The sequence below is a fragment of the Kluyvera sp. CHPC 1.2972 genome (assembly GCF_036759925.1).
Taxonomy (GTDB): domain Bacteria; phylum Pseudomonadota; class Gammaproteobacteria; order Enterobacterales; family Enterobacteriaceae; genus Kluyvera.
The window spans coordinates 177305-177554 of sequence record NZ_JAPKIB010000009.1 but is presented as its reverse complement, the minus strand read 5'-3'; the positions used below and the strand labels follow the sequence as shown (position 1 = coordinate 177554).

Sequence of the window (250 nt, the reverse complement as noted above, 5' to 3'; positions counted from 1 at the left end):
GAGCAGTTGACTTTTAATCAATTGGTCGCAGGTTCGAATCCTGCACGACCCACCAATGTAAAAAAGCGCCCTAAAGGCGCTTTTTTGCTATCTGCGATTTGGAAGATTCGAACCTGCTGCAGGTTCGGTGTCGAACGCAGTGAGACAACGGAGCCGCTTGCGGCGACGGCCCGAAGGGCGAGCGAAGCGAGTCATCCTGCACGACCCACCAATGTAAAAAAGCGCCCTAAAGGCGCTTTTTTGCTATCTG

The 250-nt window shown here is 52.8% G+C and carries 1 other RNA gene; it reads left to right on the top strand.

Annotated features, from left to right (window positions below):
• Positions 1–84 precede the first annotated feature (84 nt).
• A non-coding RNA gene (locus V6944_RS15520) (RtT sRNA) lies at positions 85–211 on the top strand.
• The last annotated feature ends 39 nt before the right edge of the window (positions 212–250 follow it).